18 protein-coding genes are annotated in these 19,448 nt (G+C 71.8%); 10 read left to right on the forward strand and 8 right to left on the reverse strand.

The features are described 5' to 3' along the window. The coding region (locus tag VNF07_07985; GenBank protein ID HVB06163.1) for a hypothetical protein at positions 1–235 on the reverse strand (235 nt) is incomplete at its 3' end. Positions 236–506: 271 nt separating this feature from the next. Here VNF07_07985 and VNF07_07990 point away from each other — a divergent pair. From VNF07_07990 to VNF07_08010, 5 genes are all read left to right on the forward strand, one after another. Next, positions 507–1,433, forward strand: a complete 927-nt coding sequence (locus tag VNF07_07990; protein HVB06164.1) for a hypothetical protein — start codon at positions 507–509, stop codon at positions 1,431–1,433. Between the two features lie 381 nt (positions 1,434–1,814). Continuing rightward, positions 1,815–2,084 carry a diguanylate cyclase gene (locus VNF07_07995; protein ID HVB06165.1) on the forward strand — a complete coding sequence of 90 codons (270 nt, stop codon included), beginning with the start codon at positions 1,815–1,817 and terminating at the stop codon, positions 2,082–2,084. Positions 2,085–2,258: 174 nt separating this feature from the next. Continuing rightward, positions 2,259–2,942: a hypothetical protein gene (locus tag VNF07_08000; GenBank protein ID HVB06166.1), complete on the forward strand. Its 684-nt coding sequence runs from the start codon at positions 2,259–2,261 to the stop codon at positions 2,940–2,942. 139 nt (positions 2,943–3,081) lie between these two features. Continuing rightward, positions 3,082–5,253 (forward strand): spore surface glycoprotein BclB, encoded by a 2,172-nt coding sequence (locus tag VNF07_08005; protein ID HVB06167.1) that lies wholly within the window; start codon positions 3,082–3,084, stop codon positions 5,251–5,253. 413 nt (positions 5,254–5,666) lie between these two features. Next, complete coding sequence (locus VNF07_08010; protein HVB06168.1) at positions 5,667–7,121, forward strand: MmgE/PrpD family protein; 1,455 nt, start codon at positions 5,667–5,669, stop codon at positions 7,119–7,121. Positions 7,122–7,134: 13 nt separating this feature from the next. On the opposite strand, the gene VNF07_08015 is transcribed toward VNF07_08010, so the two are convergent. Next, positions 7,135–7,716, reverse strand: a complete 582-nt coding sequence (locus VNF07_08015; protein ID HVB06169.1) for a class I SAM-dependent methyltransferase — start codon at positions 7,714–7,716, stop codon at positions 7,135–7,137. A 127-nt stretch (positions 7,717–7,843) separates the two neighbouring features. Here VNF07_08015 and VNF07_08020 point away from each other — a divergent pair, with 127 nt between their 5' ends. Together VNF07_08020 and VNF07_08025 are read left to right on the forward strand one after the other, a co-directional pair. Continuing rightward, positions 7,844–9,034, forward strand: a complete 1,191-nt coding sequence (locus VNF07_08020; protein HVB06170.1) for a glycosyltransferase family 2 protein — start codon at positions 7,844–7,846, stop codon at positions 9,032–9,034. A gap of 22 nt (positions 9,035–9,056) precedes the next feature. Beyond that, complete coding sequence (locus VNF07_08025; GenBank protein HVB06171.1) at positions 9,057–11,012, forward strand: hypothetical protein; 1,956 nt, start codon at positions 9,057–9,059, stop codon at positions 11,010–11,012. On the opposite strand, the gene VNF07_08030 is transcribed toward VNF07_08025, so the two are convergent. Then, on the reverse strand, positions 11,009–11,557 hold the full coding sequence (locus VNF07_08030; GenBank protein HVB06172.1) for a DinB family protein: 549 nt from the start codon (positions 11,555–11,557) through the stop codon (positions 11,009–11,011). The two genes, VNF07_08025 and VNF07_08030, sit on opposite strands and share 4 nt — an antisense overlap. A gap of 80 nt (positions 11,558–11,637) precedes the next feature. Between VNF07_08030 and VNF07_08035 the strand changes: the two genes are divergently transcribed. Then, positions 11,638–12,018 (forward strand): VOC family protein, encoded by a 381-nt coding sequence (locus VNF07_08035; GenBank protein HVB06173.1) that lies wholly within the window; start codon positions 11,638–11,640, stop codon positions 12,016–12,018. Positions 12,019–12,120: 102 nt separating this feature from the next. Continuing rightward, positions 12,121–13,299, forward strand: a complete 1,179-nt coding sequence (locus tag VNF07_08040) for a DUF3500 domain-containing protein (protein ID HVB06174.1) — start codon at positions 12,121–12,123, stop codon at positions 13,297–13,299. Here the strand turns inward: VNF07_08040 and VNF07_08045 are convergent. Beyond that, on the reverse strand, positions 13,289–14,068 hold the full coding sequence (locus VNF07_08045; GenBank protein HVB06175.1) for a class II aldolase/adducin family protein: 780 nt from the start codon (positions 14,066–14,068) through the stop codon (positions 13,289–13,291). The genes VNF07_08040 and VNF07_08045 overlap by 11 nt on opposite strands. 121 nt (positions 14,069–14,189) lie before the next feature. On the opposite strand from VNF07_08045, the gene VNF07_08050 reads away from it, so the two are divergent. Further along, entirely contained in the window at positions 14,190–14,678 is a 489-nt protein-coding gene (locus VNF07_08050; GenBank protein ID HVB06176.1) for a nucleoside 2-deoxyribosyltransferase, read from the forward strand. Positions 14,679–14,720: 42 nt separating this feature from the next. On the opposite strand, the gene VNF07_08055 is transcribed toward VNF07_08050, so the two are convergent. The 4 genes from VNF07_08055 to VNF07_08070 all read right to left on the reverse strand — a co-directional run bounded on the left by VNF07_08055 (position 14,721) and on the right by VNF07_08070 (position 19,355). Further along, positions 14,721–16,145: an MFS transporter gene (locus VNF07_08055; GenBank protein HVB06177.1), complete on the reverse strand. Its 1,425-nt coding sequence runs from the start codon at positions 16,143–16,145 to the stop codon at positions 14,721–14,723. Positions 16,146–16,237: 92 nt separating this feature from the next. Beyond that, positions 16,238–17,179, reverse strand: a complete 942-nt coding sequence (locus tag VNF07_08060; GenBank protein HVB06178.1) for an aldo/keto reductase — start codon at positions 17,177–17,179, stop codon at positions 16,238–16,240. Then, entirely contained in the window at positions 17,179–18,588 is a 1,410-nt protein-coding gene (locus VNF07_08065) for a pyridoxal-dependent decarboxylase (GenBank protein HVB06179.1), read from the reverse strand. The genes VNF07_08060 and VNF07_08065 overlap by 1 nt, the downstream gene beginning before the upstream one ends. Positions 18,589–18,590: 2 nt before the next feature. Further along, positions 18,591–19,355: a class I SAM-dependent methyltransferase gene (locus VNF07_08070; protein HVB06180.1), complete on the reverse strand. Its 765-nt coding sequence runs from the start codon at positions 19,353–19,355 to the stop codon at positions 18,591–18,593. Between the last annotated feature and the right edge of the window lie 93 nt (positions 19,356–19,448).

Consider the following 19,448-nt stretch of genomic DNA (forward strand, 5'->3'; position numbering starts at 1 on the left):
CGTCGCCCGGGTCGATGATCTTCCAGTTCTCGCTCGTGCCCTCGCCGAGCGAGGGCGTGAAGACCCGCGGCACGGTGTCGAGGCGCTCACGGCGCTCCTCGGTGAGGGTGTAGCGCATGCTGCCGACCTGGCGGACGTAGATCCGCTCCTGGTCGTAGCGGTCCTTGTAGACGTGGACGTTCTGCGCCGTCTGCTCGCGCGTCGGGGTCTGCTCGCGTTCCTGCTGCTGGGTCATGGGTGCCTCCTCGGGTGGACGACCGCAACCGGGTCGGTCGTGGGCAAGTGCTTCGGCCCACGAAGCACCACGCTCCGATTGTGCCATAGCGGCCCGTGACCGGGCCCTTCGGGTACGCGACTCGCAACGGTGGGCCGCCGGCCGGTGGATCGACTGGCGCTGAGCTCTCCGAGTCCGGGAGGCGAGCTCGCAACGCCGCCGACTCGCCGGACAGGGCGCGCCTCGCGGCTCCGCATCTCAACACGCGCTCGGCTCGGCCGTTGATTCCCCTATGCACATCACGACAGAAGCCGAGTGGGGAGAGCAGCGGGAAGCACTGCTCGAAGGGGCGATCGAGTTCGCGCGAGTGATGGAGCGCCGCCCCTTCCAGAACGAGGCGGGGCTGCGGGGCGTGAGCGCCTTCGCCCTCTACTGGTTCGTGAAGCAGCTGCAGCCGGACGTCGTGTTCGAGGTGGGGGTGTGGCGGGGCTTCAGCACGTGGCTCATCGAGCAGGCCGCGCCCGCAGCTGAGGTCTGGTCCTTCGACCCGATCTTCTTCTTCGGCGGCGAGCCGCAGCCCGTCTACCGCTCGCCCCGTGCCCGCTACTTCCGCGAGGACTTCTCCTGTGCCGACATCGCGGGCGACGTCGCCGCGGCGACGACGCCGCTCGCCTTCTTCGACGACCACCACCGTCAGCTGGCCCGCCTTGAGCAGTGCCGCCGGGTCGGGATCGAGCACGTGATCTTCGACGACAACCCGCCGCACCCCTACGGCCACCGCACCCTCGAGGACGAGCGCGCGGATGCCGTCGGCCGCGAAGCGCTCGCCGAGATGGCCGAGCGTTACGAGGTCTTCCCCGCACTCTGGGCGGTCGACGACGTCACCGAGTACCGCATCCGCGAGGCGGGGCTCGGCTTTCCCGTCACACCCGATCTCGCCTACCTGCACGCCGAGCGCAAGTGGCATTCCTACGTCACCTACGTGAAGGCCAGCCCCTCGGCAGAGGCGGCGAGGCGACCGGCGGTGGCGGTGGCGAACGGGGGCCTCAACCCGGTGCCCATGGTGCCGACCGACCCGGTGGCGCCGGCGAGCGCCGACGGGGCGCTGGTCGAGCAGATCCGGCGCCTCGCCTCGGCGAGCTCCGCGGCGATCAGCGCCCTCGACTGCCGCATCGCCTCCCTCGAGGGCGGGATCGCGGCCCTCGCGAAGAGCGCCTGACCGCAGCTCCGGCCTCGGCCCGGCGGTCGACACCGGCGACCGCGCACGACGAGAACGTGGCGCTGAAGCGGGAGCTTGTCGCGGCGCGAGCGGCGTCGCCCGCCTCCAGCAGCAGCTCAGCCAGCAAAACACCGCGCTCGACCAGCTGAGCGAGACCGAGCAGCTCACCGGCCTCGCCAATCGCCGCTACGGCGAGGAGCGTCTGGACGCCGAGATCGAGCGGGCCCACCGCCACCACCGGCCGCTGTCGCTGTTGATGCTCGACCTCGACCACTTCAAGATGGTGAACGACACCCATGGCCACGCCGGCGGCGACAGCGTGCTGCGCGAGACGGCGCGGCGCATGCAACAGGTGCTGCGCGCCGGCGACGTCGCGGCGCGTTGGGGGGGGGAGAGGAGTTCCTCCTCATCCTCCCCGAAACCGAGCTCGAGGGCGCCGCTGTGCTCGGCGAGCGAGTGCTCGAAGAGGTGAGCGAGCGCCTGGTCGTCCTCGGCGACGGACGGAGTTGTGCGGTGACGTTGAGCGCCGGTGCGACGGATGGCGAAGCACGCGCCCGTGACCTGTTCGTTCGCCTCGCCGACGACGCCCTCTACCGGGCCAAGGCCGCCGGGCGCAACCGCCGCCTCAACCGCGAGGACGACGTGTCGTAGGGGCGAACGGGCAGCTCCGCAGCTTGGCGGAGATGACCGCGGAGCGTGAAGAGGGCTAAAGTCCCTACCACTCTCCGTCGCCCCACCGGTAGCCTGCACGGTATGCGGTCGTCGCGAAGTCACAGCTCGGAGAGGGAGAGCAGAGCAGGTGACGGCGCGCTCGTGATCACCGGTGTGCTGATTGCGGAAGGCGCGAGCGCCCGTGCCGATGCCCCGACGACCAAGCGCTACCGCGTCTCGGACGGCCAGACGATCATCGGCCACGCCTCGCTGATCATCGGTTCGGTCGCCCTCGGTGCCGTCCTCCTCGGCTATCTCCAGGGCAGCGAGATCGTGCCGATGTTCGCCGTCGGCAGCTGTGGCCTGGTGTTTGCCTCACTTTGGTGCACCATCACCAAGCAGTACCCGATTGCGACGGTCTACGGAGCCTTCGCCGGCTTCAATTTTAGCTACGCGCTCTTGCAGCTCGGCGTCTCGCACGACTGGTACGCGATCCCAATTGACTCCCTCACCACGGTGCTCTTGGTCTACGCGCTGTCCTGGCTCGGCATTTTCCTGCTGCTCTCCTTTATCGCCTACCAAGCGTCGTTGACCTCACTCGGCCTCTTCCTCTCGGTCTCGGCGGGCCTCGGCCTCGTCGCCGGAGCCACCGGTGCCGGCTCACTCACGCTGCTCCGCTGGGCGGCCGTGCCGGTGGGGCTGGTCGCTCTGCTCAGTGTGAGCGCGATCGGCCACGTGATGTGGGGCTGGCACGTCCGCAACCACATCGCTCGCCAGCGGGCCCGCGGGGCAGTAGTGGGCGGACCAGCGCACCTGGCCGCCGACCGCCGTCTTCGTTCACGCACGCCTGCCGAATAAGCGTCGCCAGCTGATGACGCGAACAGATGGTCCGGCAGGCGACAAGCCTGGCGGGGACTTCGAGGCGCGGCGCGGCCTGAGCGGCGCCTGGTGCGTGGTGCGCTCTGACCGTAGCCCCGTTGCCCGCGCGGCGCGAGGTGTGGAGATCGCCCTCCTTTTCGCTGGGACCTCCGTTCTCTGGGCGCCGGCCGCGTTTGCCAGCACCGGTGGCAGCGGCACCGTGGGCGCGGTGTTCGCGTCGAACCGAGGAGCGAACGGCAAGGTCGTCGATGGCGTGAAGCTCGTCCCCATCACCGCCGGTTCGGCACAGCACGCGCAGCCAGTGAAGAGGCTCAATCCGGTGGCCTTCCAGCTCCTCGGGTACGGGCCACCCCCGACGGGCAACGGCGCGAGCTCCACTTCCGGCACCTCCACCAACCCGGTCGTGCGGCGGCTCCTGCAGAGCCTCGGCAATGCCTCCCCTGCGGGGAGTTCGCCTTCGACACCCAACTCCAGCCCCACGGGTGCCAGCGGACTCGGGGGTGGGAGCAACGCGGCGGGCGCGCGTGGGCTGACAGGGGCGCAGGGCCCGAGCGGCAATTCCGGTCAGCCCGGCCTCCGGGGGAACCCCGGGAGTCTTGGAGCGACCGGGCCGGGAGGACTCGCTGGAACCGCGGGGAACACGGGGGCCGTGGGGTCGAGCGGTACCGCCGGCAGTAATGGAAATACCGGACCGACGGGCCTCACCGGCGCGACCGGTGCCCAGGGCGTCGAGGGCGTTCAGGGCGTGAGCGGCTCTCAGGGCGTCCAGGGCGTCAGTGGCTCCAACGGCGCGACCGGCGCCCAGGGAGCTTCGGGCTCCAACGGCGCGACGGGGAGCTCGGGCGTCAACGGAGCGAACGGCGCCACCGGCGCCACGGGCTCCAACGGCTCCAACGGCGCGACCGGCGCGCAGGGCACCACCGGCGTCACCGGCGCGCAGGGTCCGGCGGGGCCGACCGGTGTGCAGGGACCGACGGGCCTCACCGGCGCGACCGGTGCCCAGGGCGTCCAGGGCGTGAGCGGTTCTCAGGGCATCCAGGGCGTCAACGGCGCGTCCGGCGCGACCGGTGCCCAGGGAGCTTCGGGCTCCAACGGCTCCAACGGCGCGCAGGGTCCGACGGGACCGGCCGGTGTGCAGGGACCGACGGGCCTCACCGGCGCGACCGGCGCCCAGGGCATCCAGGGCGTCAGCGGCTCCAACGGCGCGTCCGGCGCCCAGGGAGCTTCGGGCTCCAACGGTTCCAACGGCGCGACCGGGAGCTCGGGCGTCAACGGAGCGAACGGCGCCACCGGCGCCACCGGCTCCAACGGCTCCAACGGCGCGACCGGCGCGCAGGGCGCCACCGGCGTCACCGGCGCGCAGGGTCTGGCGGGACCGACCGGTGTGCAGGGACCGACGGGTCTCACCGGCGCGACCGGTGCCCAGGGCGTCCAGGGCGTGAGCGGTTCTCAGGGCATCCAGGGCATCCAGGGCGTCAGCGGCTCCAACGGCTCCAACGGAGCGAACGGCGCGACCGGCGCGCAGGGCACCACCGGCGTCACCGGCGCGCAGGGTCCGGCGGGACCGACCGGTGTGCAGGGACCGACGGGGCTCACCGGCGCGACCGGTGCCCAGGGCATCCAAGGCGTGAGCGGATCGAACGGCGCCACCGGCGCGCAGGGTCCGGCTGGACCGACCGGAGTCCAGGGGCCGAGTGGGTTGCTCGGCGCCACCGGTGTAACAGGTACCCAAGGGGCACAGGGCACCCAGGGTTCCACAGGATTGGCTGGTGGCAACGGAGGAACTGGTGCGCAGGGCGCTCAGGGTGTCGCTGGCGCGACCGGACCCCAGGGTGCCTCTGGTGTGAATGGAGCGAACGGCGCGACCGGCCCGCAGGGCGCCACCGGCGCCCAGGGTACGGCTGGTCTTGGTGGCGCGACGGGTGCGACCGGTGCGGGCGCGACCGGTGCGACCGGTGTGGGCGCCACGGGTGCCACGGGCGTGCCTGGCGCCACCGGCTCCCAGGGCGCCACCGGGGTTTCAGGCGCGACCGGTGCCGCTGGAACTGCGGGCGCGTCAGCCTTCACCGCCACCTCCCCGAGAAATCAAGCCACGTTCTTTGTCGTCTGTCCCGGGAGTGAACTCGCTTTTGGTGGCGGCGGGAGCGAGCCAGGACCTGGACAGCTGCTCGTCTCCGCGCCTACAGATGGCAGCGGCGCCGTCCTCACCGCAGCGGGCGCTGCCCACGGTTGGTCAGTCACTTTCTCCGCGGCCAACAAACAACCCACCGTGTGGGTGATCTGCGCGTAAGTCACTCACGTCAGGACGGCGCGGGCCATGGCTCAGCGCCCCGCCCCCGGGCCACCGTTCGCCGCACCGAGAAACTCTGGTGGAAGGCGGCGCCCAACATGCAGGCAGCTGGGTACCGAACCGCCCGTCGGCAACGGGCGGTCTTGCGCAGCTCCCTGCGAGGCCAAGTCCTGGCCTACTCGTTCGCGGTCCGTCGCCCGACGTCGAACCGTTGCTGATGCCGATGTAGCCCGATTGCACAGGCTCCCTCACCCGAGGGTTGCGCTCTCTAGGATCGACGTCCTGGTGATCTCTGCCCGCTTGGTTCCCTACTCCGATTCGTGCTTCGAATACGGAGAGTGTTCGATGGGGTTCGTCGTGGGTACGCGCTGAACATCGCCCGGCCCGTGCAAGTTGACGGGGTGGCCTGATTCGTGCTCGAGCCCGAATCGGCGACGAACCAGCGGAACCGGATGACCCCCTCGATCAGCCGTACCTTTGCCCGATGGGCCGCCTCCGTCACCTATGACGACCTCCCCGCCGAGGTAGTGGAGAAGGTGAAGGCGCTGGTGCTGTTCCATCTCGTCGCCGACCTGTTCGGTGCGGAGGACGATCACGCTCGGGCGCTAGTCGAACTGGTGAAGAGCGAGGAGGCCAAGCCCGACGGGGCCACGATCCTCGTCGACGGGGGAAAGGTCACCCGCACCGGCGCCGTGCTCGCGAACTGTGAGCTCGCGCACATCGCGGGCCTCTGGGACTCGTTCCGGATGATCACCCATCCCGGGCCCGTGCTCATCGCGGTGGCGCTCGCCAACGCCGAGCTGAATCACAAGAGCGGCAAGGATCTGATCACCGCGCTCGCTGCCGGCTACGAGTTCGAGTGCCGGCTCGCCGACGACTTCGTGCCGAGCACCTCGGCTCAGGGCTTTCGGCCTGCGCCCGTGTTCTCGACGATGGGTGCGGCGATGGTCGCGGGAAAGCTGCTCGACCTCGACGAGGACCAGCTCGTCACGATGATCGCCATTGCCGCGAGCAGCGCCTCGGGACTCAATGAGCCGGGGCGGGTAGGCGGCGACGAACGGGTTTTCCACGAGCCGAATGCGGCGCGACAGGGCGTGTTCGCCGCGCTGATGGCGAGCTTCGGCGGCGCCCGCGGGTCGGAGAGCGCGATCGAGGGCGACGCGGGCTTCTACAACGCGTACGCCGGGAGCAGGGACGGCCACCTCTCGTACGTCTTTCGCGGGGAGCGCAAGATCGACCTCGCCTCGATCACCGAGGGACTGGGCGAGCGCTACACGATGCTCACGGTGATGTTCCGGATCTACAACACCTCCGGCTACAACCAGCCGGTCATCGAGCTGATGACCGAGCTGCACCGCGAGCACCACCTCGACCCCGCGGAGATCGAGGAGGTGGTGATCTCGATGAACTACCTCGAGACCCTTTATCCGAGCCCCGAGTTCCCCCGCTTCGCCGACCCGACGGTGCCGCGCGTCGGCTCGATCCAGTTCTTCTGCGCGCACGCCGCGGTGAACGGCGGCTTCCCCGTCGTCGGCGGCGACACCTTCGGGCCGACGGGCGACGACGTCTTCCACGACCAGGCGGTCATCGACTTCATGACCGAGCGGGTGCGCCTCGTCGGCGTACACGACCAGCCGATGTTCTCACCCTCGATCAGCGTGCGCCTGCGCTCGGGGGCGACCATTTCGGGGGTCTACCCATACGACCGCATGGCGTGGCTCTTCGACGAACTCGTCGACAACCTCGGTCGCTGCACGCCGCGCATGCCCGGCGGCCGCGGCCGTCTGGGCGCGCTCGCCGAGTTGGCCCGGCGACTGGAATCCCTTGACGGCGTGGCGCCGATCATCGAGGCGATGGCGGCCGGTTAGTCGGCCGCGCTGGTCACGGGGCGCGAAAGACGAAGAGGTGGTTGAGGCCGAGCTCGAAGCGGCGGTGGGTCTCGAGGCGGAAGCCTTCGCGGCTGAACAGCGCGACCGTCGTCGCCGGGGAGAAGCCCCAGTGTTCTTCGGCCTCCATGCCGCGCAGCACCCGCAGGGCGATGAGTACGTCGAGCAGGCGATCGACGAGGGGTGCCGGCACCGTCAGCACGAGTCGGCCTCCCGGGCGGAGGGCCTGCCGGCAGCCCTTCGCGAAGGCCCGCTGGCCCTCGGCGGGAACGTGTTCGAGGACCGCGAGGGCGGTGAGGACGTCGAAGCGCTCGTCGGGAGCGAGCGCATCGGGGAACTGACCCCTCCGGAGGGTGATGCCCACACGCGCGCTCACGCCGGGGTCGGGGTCGATCCCCACCCCCTCACGGATCCACGGCAGGCGGGTGAACAGGCTTCCGTCGGCGCAACCGATGTCGAGGACCGCGTCCTCACGGCCGATGAACGGGGCGGCTCTGCGGATCCGCATGCGCTGCAGGGCCCGGTCCAGCCACTTGAGGTCGCCGGCCGGGCCAGCGGGGTGGGGTGCTGCTGGCAATGCTCTGCTCCTCGACGACGAGACGGACCCCGACAGCCTGCCGGAGATCGCGCCCATCAGTAGGATCGGGGGGAGTTCCCGCGCCGCTCCTCGCTCCCGCGTGCCCGGTGCGGGCACCTCCTCACCGATGACCGTCTCCCTCGTGCAACCCGATCCCGAGCTCGAGCTCTCGATCGTGATCCCCTGCTTGAACGAGCGGGCGACGATCGGCAGCTGCATCGACAAGGCGTTCGCCTACCTGCACGGCGCTGCGGTCGAGGGGGAGGTCGTGGTCGCCGACAACGGCAGCACCGACGGCTCGGTCGCGATCGTCGAGGCCTCCGGGGCGCGGCTCGTGCGCGTCAGCCACCGCGGCTACGGCAGCGCCCTGCGCGCCGGCGTCGACGCTGCGCGGGGGCGCTACGTGATCATGGGCGACGCCGACGACAGCTACGACTTCAGCGCCCTCCAGCCCTTCCTCGACGAGCTCCGCAACGGCAGTGAGCTCGTCGTCGGCAACCGCTTCCAAGGGGGCATCGAGCCGGGCGCGATGCCCTTCCTCAACCGCTACGTCGGCAACCCGGTGCTCTCCTTTGTCGGCCGACGCCTCTTCAAGATCACCATCGGCGACTTCCACTGCGGACTGCGCGGCTGTGACCGCGCGGCGATCTCCGCCCTCGACCTCACCACCTCGGGGATGGAGTACGCGAGCGAGATGATCGTGCGCTCCCAGCTCGCCGGGCTGCGCATCGCCGAGGTCCCGACGACGCTGTCGCGCGACGGCCGCCCCGGCGGCTCGCACCTGCGCGCCCTCTCCGACGGCCTCCGCCACCTGCTCTTCCTCTTCCTCTACTGCCCGCGCTGGCTCTTCTTCGTCCCCGGGGCGCTGTTGATGACGATCGGGCTCACCGCGGGGATCCCGACGGCGCTCGGCCCGGTCGCGCTCTTCGGGGTGCGCTTCGACGTCGACACCCTCGCCGTCGCCGCGGCGGCGCTGATCATCGGCGTGCAGGCGGTGCAGTTCGGCCTGCTCGCCAACCTCTACGGGGCACGCATGCACCTCTTCTCGCTGCCCTCGACCCCGCGACGCCTCTTCGGCGCCTTCAGTTTCGTCCGGGTGGCGGCCGCGACGGCGCTCTTGATCGGCGCCGGCGTCGCCGGCGTCGTGATCGCGACCCTCGAATGGCAGCACGCCGGCTTCGGGGCGCTGAACACCCGCCACGAGGTGCGGCTGATCATCCCCGCGATCACCGCGCTCGTCGTCGGCTTCCAGCTACTTCTCGGGCGGCTCTTCATGGGCCTGCTCGGCAGTGAGTTCGCCGAAGGCCAAGTCTCCTGAGCGGCCGTCGGGTGCCGCCGCGGTGAGCGCGCCGCTGCGCTTCCTGGCGGTGATGGCGCTCGTCGTCGGCGCGAGCTACGGCTGGGGGAGCACCCTCCTCACCCTCGCGCGCCGCCGCACCGCGGCCGGCAGCGAGGAGTTCGGCGTGGCAATGCGGGTCGCCCTCGGCCTCGCGGCCTTCCTCGCGGTCGGCGGTTACGCGGTCGCGGCAGGGGTGGGGGGTCTGGCCTTCCTCCTCGGGTGGCAGATCGCCGGCTGCGCGCTGTTGCTCTGGAGGTTGCTGCGCATCCACGGGCCGATGTACTCCCCGCTCGCCACCCTCGGCGGCGTGGCGGCGTTCGGGGCCACCGCGTTCTGCGCCTTCGGCGTCGCGCTGAGCGGCCCCTTCAACGCCAACGACGACGGACCGGCCTATCTCTACCTTGCGCAGCGCCTGCTCTCGACGGGAGGTCTCATCGACCCCTTCAACACCCGGCGGGTCAACTCCTACGGGGGTGCCGAGCTCTTCCAGGCGCTCGTGCTCCGCATCTCGGGGAACTCGGCCGGCCTCGGCGTCGAGTGGTTCCTCTTCGCCCTCCTCCTCGTGGCGCTCGTCGTCGAGGGGGTACGCCGTCGCTGGCTCGCGCTCGCCGTGCTCGTCGTCGCGGCCGGCATCGTCCTCGTCCGCCCCGTCGGGATCTGGGTGAACGTCGCCCCCACCTTCTCCGGCGCCGCGCTCACCCTGGCGCTGATGCGGATGGTGCGCGGTGCGCGGCACGGGGTTGGGGAGCGGTGGCGCTTCGCGCTCGCCGGCCTGCTCCTCGCGGCGCTCCTCTCGCTGCGCTTCGAGTTCCTGCTCGCTCCGGCGCTCGTGGTCGTCGTGGTCCCCCTCGCAGTGGTGCGCGGGCGGGCCGGCCGAGCGGCGCTGCTCGCCGCCGCGGTCGCCTCCGTCGCGGGGATCGGCGGCTGGGCGATCGCGCTCGCCCGCTCGTCGGGGACGGCGCTGTTCCCGTTGCTCGCCGGCAACTGGACCTCGGCCGACCAGTGGCGGGACCCCGCGGTGCACTCCCTCTCGGGCTACCTGCACCGATTCGCGCTCGGCGCGCGCCAGGACCACTGGGACGTCGCGCTGCTCGGAGCTCTCCTTCTCGTGGCGCTGCTCGGCGAGGTCGTGCGCCGCCTCGCCCTCGGCGGCGAGGAGCGGGCGCGCCTCGCGGTCGGCGCCGTCGTGGTCCTGGCCGCGGTGCTCGGCTGCGCCCTCGCACTGGCCTCGGAGTCGGTCGAGCTCTCCGGGGCGCTCCCCACCGACCTCGGCCGTTACAGCGCGCCGAGCACGCTCGCCGTGCTCTGCTTCGCCTTGCTCCTCGCTCTCGAGGTGGCCGGCGCACAGCGGCCCGCGACCGCCTCCCGCGCCGCCTCCCGTCTCGGTGTCGGCGCCGCGCTGCTCGGCGCGCTCGGCCTGTTCGTCGCCTTCCTCGGCGTGCCGCTCTCCTTCTACGGCCCCGCCGCGCTCGCCGCGGTCGAGCGGGGGAGCGACCTGCTCTCGGGGCGCGAGGTGCTCCTCGACCACTACGCGAACGAGCGCCGGGAGTACGCGGCGCTCGACCGCGCGATCCCCGCCCACGCTTACGTGCTGGCCGCCGTCGATGAGCCCGCGCTCCTCGACTTCTCCCGCTCCTCGTTCACCACCCTCGACGTCGTCGGGGGGAGCTCGCCGGCGCCGCACCTCCCGCTCGCAGAAGGCGCCAAGGCGGTCGTCTCCTACCTGCGCGCCCTCGGGATCGACGGCATCGCCGCCTCCTCGCCGAGCCGCGCCGGCTTCTACAACCTGCCGGCCGCGATCGAGAACGTCGACAGCGGGATCTACAACTACCGGGTCTCGGCACGCGCCGTGGTGGCGTGGGCCAAGGTGCTGGCGACGATCCGGGCTGAGGACCGGGGGCACCGGGTGCGAGCGGGGACCCTCTACTACCTGCCGCTCGCGCCGCTTCCCGGCTAGCGGCCGACGAGGCCGTCGATCAGCTCCCTCGTGATGTCCATGTGGCCGGCGTGGCGGGCCGTCTCCTCGATCTCATGGGCGAGGACCCAGCGCAGCGTCGTCGGGCGGAGCTCACCGACCGAGCGTTGATCGAGGGAGGTGGCGACGTCGATGGCGGCGTCGGCGGCGCGGCTCTCGGCTCGGTAGAAGGCGATCACCTCCGCGGCCGAGGCGCCATCGGGGACGTCGAAGGTCATCGCGAAGCGGTCATCGGTGAAGGAGAGGTCGAGTGGCTCGCCGGCGAAGACCGCCCGGAACCAGAAGCGCTCCCCGTAGGCGAGGTGGGTGGCGATGCCGCCGAGGCTGTTGGCAGAGGAGGCTGGCCGCCAGCGCAGCTGCTCGTCGTCGAGGCCCTCGAGCTTGTAGATCACGCTCTCCCGCTGGAAGGTGAGCCACGCCCGGAGGAGCGTCGGCTCGTCGGCACCGGCGCCCTCGGCCGGACGGGGGGCGTGCAGGGTCGGCGGGACCGAGGAGCGAGCATCGGAGCCTTCGGCGTTGGGGGCCACCGGGACAAGTGTGCCTTCCCGCGGTGCGCCCCGCGCCCGCGGGCGCGGGCTCGCACGGTGCCGCGCACTACCTTCGGGCGGTGCACCGGATCCTGCTGCGCACGGTGGTGTTGGACTTCGCTCCCGAGAGCCACGACGCCGCGCTCGCCTTCTGGGAGCGCGCCCTTCTCGCCACCGGCCGTCCCGGCACGATCCATCCCGAGTACCACGTCCTCGAGCACCCGAGCGCGCTCGGTCCGGTGCTCGCGCAGCGCCTCGGCGAGGGGCCGAGCCGGGTCCATCTCGACATCGAGAGCGACGATCCCGCCGCGGAGGTCGCTCGCCTGGTGGACGCCGGTGCCGTGCTCGTCGCGCGCCACGACGACTGCACGGTGCTCGCCGACCCGGCCGGGCTGGCCTTTTGTGTGGTGCCGGCCGAGGACGACGACTTTGCGGCGCTGTCCTTTCCCGTCGGCGAGTGAGACGGGCCGCCGACCGGCCCGGTGGCGCGCCCTTCGTATATTGAGCGGTGCCCCGAGGGGGCGGGCGGCAGTCGCCCGGCCGCGTGGGCACGGGAGGTAGTCGTGCCGGAGCTCCGTCAGCGACCGCCGATGTCGGCGCGCACGCTCTCCGACCAGCTGCCCGAGCGGCTCATCGAGGCCAAGGCCGAGGGCGAGCGCCAGCTCCGCGAGCCCTTCTCGGGCATCGTCGCGGCGGTCGGCCGCCGGGAGGGCCTCTTCCCGCTCAGGCGCACCGGGGTGGGGACCGAGCGCCTCGTCAGCGCAGCACGGCACCTCCTCGAGTCGCTCAGCCTCCCGGAGCGGGAGGAGGCGTGCTTCCCGATCGACAGCGACGCCTGGCGGCGGTGGAGCAACATCCACCCCTTCTTTATGCGCCACGGGCTGTCCCTCGAGGGCCTCGTCGCGCAAAAGCGCGAACGGGCCCTCGCGCTCGTCGCCGCGGCGCTCTCCGAGGAGGGCTACGAGGCCGCTCGCGACGTCATGCGCCTCAACGAGAACCTGCGCGAGATCTCGGGCTCGGACGAGGAGTACGGGGAGTGGCTCTACTGGCTGTCGCTGTTCGGCGAGCCCTCGGCTACAGAGCCCTGGGGCTTCCAGCTCGACGGCCACCACCTGATCGTCAACTGCTTCGTGCTCGGCGACCAGCTGGTGGTGACGCCGATGTTCCTCGGCTCCGAGCCCGTGCTCGCCGCGTCGGGGAAGTACAAGGGGACGCGCGTCTTCGCCGCCGAGGAGCACAAGGCGCTCCGCCTCGGTCAGTCGCTCTCGGCCGAGCAGTTCGCGGTCGCGCAGCTCGCGACCGCCACCCCCGGCGAGATCTTCACCGCCGCCTACCGGGACAACCTCGTCCTCGACCCGCAGGGGATCGCCTACGGCGAGCTCGACGACGAGCAGCGCGAGCGCCTCGTCGAGCTGGTCGCCGTGCACGTCGGTCGCATCCGCGCCGGCCACTCCGAACTGCGCATGGCCGAGGTGGGCGAGCACCTCGACGAGACGCGCTTCGCCTGGATGGGCGGGCGCGGCGACGACGACCCCTTCTACTACCGGGTGCACAGCCCGGTGCTGCTCATCGAGTTCGACCATCTCGCCGGGATCGCCTTCGACAACGACGAGCCGACCCGCAATCACGTGCACTCGGTCGTCCGCACCCCGAACGGCAACGACTACGGGGCCGACCTCCTCGCCCAGCACCACGCGCTCGCGCACGCCAACGGCGCGCGCCGGGGACGTCTCAGTCCCTGAAGCCGGGGTTGTCTCGCTCGAGGAGGCGGAGCATCGCCTCCCACTCCATGTCGCCGAAGCGGCGGCGGACCTTCGGGTCGTAGAGGTTGGCCGTCTTCTCGCGGACCGCCTCGGAGGGCTCGACGAGCGTCGCCCCCGAGGCCATCGCGTCGAGCTGCGCCTTGCAGGCGAGCTCGACCCAGTAGGTCATGTTGAAGGCCTCGGGGATCGTCTCCGCACAGACGAGCAGGCCGTGGTTGCGGAGGAACATCACGTGCTTGTCGCCGAGGTCACCGACGAGGCGCTGCCGCTCGTCGGTGTCGAGGGCGACCCCCTCGTAGTCGTGGTAGGCGACGTCGCCGTAGAAGCGCATCGCGTGCTGGCTGAGCGGGCGCAGCCCGCACTCCATCATCGAGACGGCCATGGAGGCGCGCGAGTGGGTGTGGATCACGCAGCCGACGTCCTCGCGGGCGCCGTGCACCGCGCTGTGGATCACGTAGCCGGCCTGGTTGATGCCGTACGGGTTGTCCGGGCGGGAGAGGACCGTGCCCTCGAGGTCGATCTTGTAGAGGCTCGAGGCGGTCATCTCCTCGTAGAGGTAGCCGTAGGAGTTGATGAGGAAGTGGCCCTCCTCCCCGGGGACCCGCGCCGTGATGTGGTTGTAGATGAGGTCGCTCATCCCGTACTTCGCGACCAGGCGGTAACAGGCGGCCAGGTCGACGCGCGTCGCCCACTCCTCCTCGGAACAGCCGGTCGTCGCAGCGGGCGCGACGAGCTCGCTCGTGGTCATGGCACCTCCCGGGTACTCGGAGGGCGGCCCTCCTGCGAGCGAGACTAGAGGGCGGCGCAAGGCGGGCGTGGCGGCGGTCGAACGACAGGCGCTCTGGCCGCCGGACCGGTACGGTCGGCTGGTGAGCGTGAGCGAAGCGGGCGCCGTCTACGTCGCGAGCCCCCTCGGCTTCAGCGAGCCGGGGCGCCACTACCTCACCGACGTGCTCCATCCCCGTCTCGAGGCCGAGGGCTACGAGGTGCTCGACCCCTGGTTCGACCCCTACGGACGCTTCGCCGTGCTGGTGGAGACCCCCCGGTCAGAGGAGCGGGACACGGCGCTGCGCCGGCTGAACGACGAGACCGGCGCGAAGAACGCCCTCCTCATCCGCCAGTGCTCGGTCGTCCTCGCCCTCCTCGATGGCGCGGAGCCCGACCCCGGGACCGCCGCGGAGGTCGGCTATGCCTCAGCGCTCGGGCGACGGGTCGTGGGGCTGCGCAGCGACTTCCGCCTCGCGGGGGACAACGACCAGTCGCGGATCAACCTGCAGGTCGAGTACTTCATCCGCGCCTCGGGTGGCTCGCTCGAGACGACCCTGGACGCCGCGCTCGCCGCGCTCGCCGGGGAGTGACCCTGCGGCCCGCCGCGCGCACGACGACGCGCGCGGCACCCGCTACCAGCTGCCGCGGTGGTCCGAGATGCTGAAGGCGAGGGGGAGCACGATCGCGGTGACGACGATCGCGCAGACGATGAAGATGTGCGAGAGCGCCATCCCCTCGTCCGCGCTGCGCGCCGCGATCGAGGTCGCGATGGAGACCACCGAGATCGCCCCGAACTGACGGAACATGCCGCGCAGCCCCGAGATCGACCCGGCGGACTGCGGCGCGAGGTGGAGCATCGCGTTGTTCGTCGAGGGGGCCGCCATCCCGTTGCCGATCCCCATCAACGCGGCGCCCATGGCCAGCCATGCGTAGACGGTGAGGGCGTGCGGGGCGATGCCGAGGACGATCATCCCGGCCGCCGCGAAGCTGAAGCCGGCGATCATCGGTCGCCGGTAGCCGATGCGGCGGATGAGGAAGGCGGTCGTCGAGGCGATCGTGAGCACGCCGACCGCCCTCGTCGAGAGGAAGCTGCCGGCCTCGAGTGAGCCGAAGTGGTAGCGCTGCTCGGCATAGAGCGGGAGCATCGCCCCGATGCCGAGGGCGCACCCTCCGTAGAGGTAGTTGATGAGGTTGAGCGTGCCGAAGGAGCGCTCCCGGAGCAGGTGGATCGGGATGATCGGGTCGGTCCGCACCTTCATGTGGTGGACGAAGAATGCGCCGCAGACGATCGCGCCGCCCATCGGGGCGATCACCGGCGCCGACCAGAGCGAGGTCGCACGGTTGCCGAGCGCCGAGATCCCGTACATGAGGGGGAGGAGGATCCCCGCGAGCAGCGCCACCCCGCTCACGTCGGGCTTGGGGACGACGAGCGGGCGCGAGCGGGGGACGAAGCGCACCGTCATCCCGATCGCCACGATGCCGATCGGGATGTTGATGAGGAAGACCCCCCGCCACGACCAGTAGGTGACGAGGACGCCGCCGAGCACCGGCCCCGCGAGGGAGCCGATCGGCACGGTGCTCGAGATCATCCCGACGGCGCGGTCGCGGTTGCGGCCGAAGTGGTCGGTGATGATCCCGATCGCGGAGGGCGTGAAGGCGCCGCCGCCGAGGGCCTGCACCGCCCGGCAGGAGATGAGCACGTAGATGTTGCTCGCCGTGGCACAGGCGAGCGAGGAGGCGGTGAACAGCACGAGGGCGAAGAAGAAGACCTTCTTCCGCCCGAACTGGTCGCTGATCCGACCCGCGACCGGAAAGGCCATCACGAGGCCGAACTGGTAGGCGGTGATCGTCCATCCCGCCCAGTTGAGGGGTGCGTGCAGGTCGTGGCGCAGCGTCGGGAGGGCGGTGGCGACGATCGACTGGTCGAGCGAGGCCATCGTCATCGCCGTGACGGCGACGGTGAAGATGAGGTACGGGTGGATCTTGTGGCCCCGCGGATCGAGTGTCTCGGGCGTCTCCTCCCCGACGGGGTCGGGGAGCTTGGCGGCGGTGCTCACTGGCTCACCCCCGCTCGCAGCGCCCTGCGCCGAGGGTATCAGCGGAAGGCACTTCGCAAGGCTAACCACTTTGCGCCGCACCGAAAGGGCGCTCAGTCCCCCGAGGTCGTCGCGAGATGGCCGAAGAGAGCCTCCAGACGGCGCACGGCCGCGGGGTCGAGCGGCGGCGAGTCGATCGAGGCGACGTTCTCGGTGAGGTGCTCGGGGCTGCCCGTCCCGGTGAGGATCACCGCCCCGGGCGCCTGGTGGCGAGCAAAGCGGTAGGCGGCGTCGACGAGCGAGCGGGCCCCGCCCTCGCGGACGAGGAACTCGAGCGGCTCACCGGTTCCGAGGAGCTCGGCGTCGACCAGGCCGTCGGTGACGAGCCCGGCGAGGATCTCGTGGAGGCGCTCGGGGCGGCTGAGTGCCCTGCGCACCGCGTACATCACCTCGACGCCCGTGCCGCGCTTCGCCGCGGCGGGGAGGACCGAGCGCTGCGCGCTCGGGTTCAGGAAGTTGAAGCCGACCATCACGACATCGAAGCGGTCGTCCACGAGGGCGAGGCGCAGCAGCTCGTGCTCGAGGTCGGTGCCGAAGTCCTCCGAGATCGCGAGGAAGCGCGCCGAGCCCTTGGCGCGGAACTCCTCGAGCACCGGTAGCAGCTCCTCCATCGCGAACTCGTAGTCGGCGACCTCGACCGCGTGCAGGTGGAGGAGGTCGACGACGTCGGTCCCGAGGTTGCGGAGCGACTCCTCGAGGGCCTGGCGCACCTCCTCCGCGGAGTTGCGCTCGCCGAGGCGCTTGCGGGGGCGGACCTTGGTCGAGAGCACGATCTCGTCGCGCCGCCCGGCGATCGCCTTGCCGACGATCTCCTCGGTCCCGTAGGTGGGGGCGGTGTCGACGAAGGTGATCCCGAGGTCGAGCGCGTGACGGACGAGGTCGATCGGGGACTGCGCGTCGGCGCCGGTGCGCAGGCCGAGGCGGCTCGGTCCCCCCGCGCCGAGGCCGGCGACGCTCGCGGTGAGACCGGTGCGACCAAGGGTGATCTGCTGCATCAGCTCAACCTACGCGCCCGCCGGATCCCCGCCTTTGCGGCCGCACCGAGCGGCGCGGCGATGCTCGCCTCGACGTCCTCGGTGCTCGTCGCCCAGCAGCTCACGCTGATCCGCATCGCAGAGCGGTCCCGCCACTGCGTCGGCCCGCACCAACAGGTGCCCTCCTGTTGCAGTGCGGCGATCACCGCCGCGTTGCGCTCGGCGCCGCCGAAGTCGACGACCACCTGGTTGAGGTGGACGCGGTTGAGTACTTCGTGGCCGGCGTCCACGAGCGCCGCGGCGAAGCGGCGGGCGTGCGCGCAGCTCGCGGCGACGAGCGCCGCGAGGCCCTCGCGCCCGAGCGAGGCGAGCACCGCCCAGACCTCCGCCCCGCGGGCGCGCTGGGAGGTCTGGGGGGTGTAGCGCATCGGGTCGCGGCCGGCCCCCCGCGGCAGGTAGGCGGCGGCGGCCTGCATCGCCTGCGCGAGGTCCTCGGGGTCGCGCACGAGGGCGATGCCGCAGTCGTAGGTGGTGTTCAGCCACTTGTGGGCGTCGGTCGCCCAGGAGTCGGCGAGCTCGACGCCCCCCACCTCGTGGGCGAGGGAGGGGCACGCCGCAGCCCACAGGCCGAAGGCGCCGTCCACGTGCACCCAGGCGCCGGCGGCGTGCGCCCACTCGACGAGCGGAGCGAAGGGGTCGCTCGCCCCGCTGTTCACGTTGCCGGCCTGCAGGCAGAGGATCGCCGGGGAGGTGATTGCGGGGAGCGCCTCGGCGAGGATCCGCCCCTCGTCGTCGACGGGCAGCCGGCGGGCGCGGTCGCGGCCGAGGCCGATCAGGCCGAGCGCCTTGCGCACTGTGGTGTGCGCCTCGTCACCGACGAAGACCTCGACCGGCGGCGCCCCGACGAGGCCGTCGGCGGCGGCGTCCCAGCCCTGCCGGCGGAGGACCGCGTCGCGTGCCGCGGCGAGGCAGCTCGCGTTGGCCATCGAGGCGCCGGTGACGAAGCCGCCACCGGTCGTGGCGGGGAGGCCGAGGAGCTCGACGACCCATCCGAGCGCGATCGCCTCGAGGTGCGGGGCCGCCGGCGACATCACCCCGAGCGCGACGTTCTGGTCCCAGGCGGCGAGGAGCCACGAGGAGGCGACCGCGACCGGCAGCGCCCCGCCGTTCACGAAGCCGAAGAAGCGGGGCCCGGCGGTGGCGACGGTCGCGGGCGAGCCGAGCCCGTCGAGGAGGGCGAGGACCTCGGTCTCCTCGAGGCCCCGCTCGGGGAGCGCCGCGGGGAAACCGGAGAGCGCCGCGATCCCGCCGGGGTCCGGGCGCACCGGCCGGCCGGCGAGCTCGGCGAGGTAGCGCTTGGCGCGCGCCGCCGCGTCGTCGAGGAGCACCGCACGGCCGGCGAGGCGACGGGTGACCGCCTCGTCGTCCATGGTCAGCCCGGTGCTGGCGCGGCGGCGACCTTGCGCAGCGCCACCACCTCGGTGATCGGGGTGAGGTCGACGCTGTCGCCCTCGACGAGCTCGTCGAGGCCGGCGAGCAGCTCGGCGCGCCGCGCCTCGGGGAGGCGGGCGACCGGGCTCGAGGAGCGGACGCGGCCGAGGAGGCCGGCGCGGTCGATGACGTGGTGGTTGGCGAGCGTGACCTGCCCGATCAGCTCGAAGTGCGGATCGGCGAGGACGACCGAGCGCCAGTCGCCCCCCGGGGTGACCTCGCCCCCCTCGGCCTCGGCGATGCGGCGGATCTCGGAGATGCGCCGCTGCACGGGGTTGGTCTTGTCGTGGCCGTTCATCGCGATCACGAACTCGCCACCGTCGCGCAGCACTCTCGCGATCTCCGCGAGCGCGACCGTGTTCGCGAACCAGTGGATCGCCATGCCGCAGGTGAGAACGTCGGCGCAGCCGTCGGGCAGCGGGATCGACTCCGCGGCGGCGTCGAGGATCTCGACGTCGGGGAGGATGCGGCGGAACTCCTCGCGCATCGCGGCGAGCGGCTCGACGCCGATGACGCGCGCCCCGCTCTCGACGAGGAGTCGCGTGAGCTTGCCGGTTCCGGCCGCGAGGTCGACCACCGTCGAGCCGGGGGCGAGCGCGCCGCGCTCCATCACCCAGTCGAGGAGGCTGCGGGGATAGCCGGGACGTCCCTGCTCGTACTCGGTGGCGACGTTGTCGAAGGCGCTCGCCTGGGGGTGTACGACCACGCCGCCAATCATGCCAGGGGCGGCGCCGCCCGGCCCGTGAGGTCGATGACGCACCATGGCGCGGCGATCGGGCATGCTTTCCCGATGGATCGG

This window comes from Acidimicrobiales bacterium, assembly GCA_035533595.1.
Lineage (GTDB): Bacteria > Actinomycetota > Acidimicrobiia > Acidimicrobiales > Bog-793 > DATLTN01.